This is a genomic window from Stenotrophomonas sp. 278, assembly GCF_003935715.1.
Classification (GTDB): Bacteria; Pseudomonadota; Gammaproteobacteria; order Xanthomonadales; family Xanthomonadaceae; genus Stenotrophomonas; species Stenotrophomonas maltophilia_AH.
This window is the reverse complement of the sequence record NZ_RHPP01000275.1, coordinates 1-1,889: the sequence shown is the minus strand read 5'-3', so window position 1 is coordinate 1,889 and position 1,889 is coordinate 1. Positions and strand designations below refer to the sequence as shown.

Genomic DNA, 1,889 nt, shown 5'->3' with positions numbered 1-1,889 from the left:
AGCCGGGGTGGCAGCGGCGTCGGCGGCCGGGGCGGCGGCTTCATCGGCCGGCTTGGAGCAGGCGGTGATGGCCAGGGTCAGAGCCAGCGGCAGCAGCAGTTTGCGGGTAACGGTCATGTGGAGTCTCTCTCGCTAAGGGAAGGGGAAGAAAGCAACTACTCATACAGCCCGTCCGCACAGACGGGCCGCGGTCTGGCGGTAACGCTTATTCGATGCGGGCGGCTTCGTCGAACGACAGGCGAGGCAGCCGGGGGAACAGGCCCGAAGGATCACCGTACCCCAAGTTGACCAGGAAATTCGACTTGATGGCGGTGCCCTTGAAGAAGGCTTCGTCGACCTTGGCGTTGTCGAAGCCGCTCATGGGGCCGGCGTCCAGGCCCAGCGCGCGGGCGGCGAGGATGAGGTAGCCACCCTGCAGGCTGCCGTTGCGGAACGCGCCTTCGGTGCGGCCTTCACGCGGGCCGTCGAACCAGGCCTTGGCGTCGGTGTGCGGGAACAGGAACGGCAGCTTCTCGTGGAAGTCTTCGTCGAAACCGATGATCACGGTGACCGGGGCGGCCAGGGTCTTGTCATGGTTGCCTTCGGACAGCGCCGGGGCGAGCTTGGCCTTGGCTTCCTTCGACTTCACGAACACGAAGCGCGCGGGGCTGCCGTTGGCGGCGGTGGGGGCCCACTTCAGCAGGTCGTACAGGGCACGCAGCTGAGCGTCTTCGACGGGCTTGTCCTGGAAGGCGTTCTGGGTGCGGGCGGTACGGAACAGCTGGTCTAGCGCAGTGTCGTTAAGCACGTTGGACATGAAGCCTCCGGGATCGGTGAAGGCTCGCAGTGTAGAGTGTCGCAACATCTGCAACACCCAGCTTGGCTGAAACGAATTAATGCCACACGTGAAACAATGGACCGCGCCTTGGACGATCACTGACGGCCGCGCAGGTAATGTGCGCCAGGCGGTGGCGCTGGCCAGTGCGCTGAAGCTTGGCGTGCACCGGCCGCTGGTGCTGGAGCCGCGCGCGCCATGGAAGTGGGTGGCCCCGCGCTGGTTGCCGGGGATGGCTGACGGTTTTGGTCCGCGGTTTTCGGAGCTGGTCGCTTCGCCGCCGACGCTGGCGGTGGGGTGTGGGCGGCAGGCGGCGGGGGCGCTGCGGTTGTTGCGCGAGCGTGGTTCGACGGTGGTGCAGATTCTGGACCCGCGTCTTTCGCCCCGGCATTGGGACCTGGTGGTGGTGCCGGAGCACGACCGCCTGCGTGGCGAGAACGTGCTGACCCTGCTGGGCAGCTTGAACCCGGTGAATGACGATTGGCTGGCGCTGGGGCGTGCGGCGTTTGCGGAGTTCGGTGCGCTGCCGGGGCCGCGGACGGCGCTGCTGGTGGGCGGGCCGACCGGGCATGCGCCGTGGGATGAGGCGGCTATGGCGCGGGTGTTTGAAGAGGTGGCCGCGCAGGTGCGGGCGGAGGGTGGCAGTGTGTTGGCGACGACCTCGCGGCGGACCCCGCCGGCGTTGGTGGGGGCGTTGCGGAAGGCGTTTGTGGGGGTGCCGCAGGTGATCTGGGGTGATGGCGGGGATGGGGTGAATCCGTATGCCGGGTTGTTGGGTTGGGCACACCGGGTGGTGGTGTCGCCGGATTCGGTGAATCTGTTGTCCGAAGCGTGTGCGACGCGGGTGCCGGTATGTGTGGCGCTGGGGGAGCAGGCGCAGGGACGGATGGTGGTGTTCCAGCAGGCGCTGCGGGAACGCGGGCGATTGCAGGAACGGTGGTTGGAGTGGGCTGCGGGGGATGTGGTGCCGTTGCGGGAGACCGGGCGGGTGGCCACGTTGGTTCGGGAACGATTGGCGGGTGGGGATCGGTAGCGCCGGCCGTTGGCCGGCCCACGCACCGCCTGGGCCGGCCAA

Annotated in this window: 2 protein-coding genes; one reads left to right on the top strand and one right to left on the bottom strand. The window is 67.9% G+C overall.

Annotated features, from left to right (window positions below):
* Window positions 1-205: 205 nt before the first annotated feature.
* Window positions 206-796, bottom strand: a complete 591-nt coding sequence (locus EGJ34_RS21580) for a malonic semialdehyde reductase (protein ID WP_125362435.1) — start codon at window positions 794-796, stop codon at window positions 206-208.
* A gap of 79 nt (window positions 797-875) precedes the next feature.
* Between EGJ34_RS21580 and EGJ34_RS21575 the strand changes: the two genes are divergently transcribed.
* Window positions 876-1,847, top strand: a complete 972-nt coding sequence (locus tag EGJ34_RS21575) for a mitochondrial fission ELM1 family protein (protein ID WP_125362434.1) — start codon at window positions 876-878, stop codon at window positions 1,845-1,847.
* Window positions 1,848-1,889: the final 42 nt, after the last annotated feature.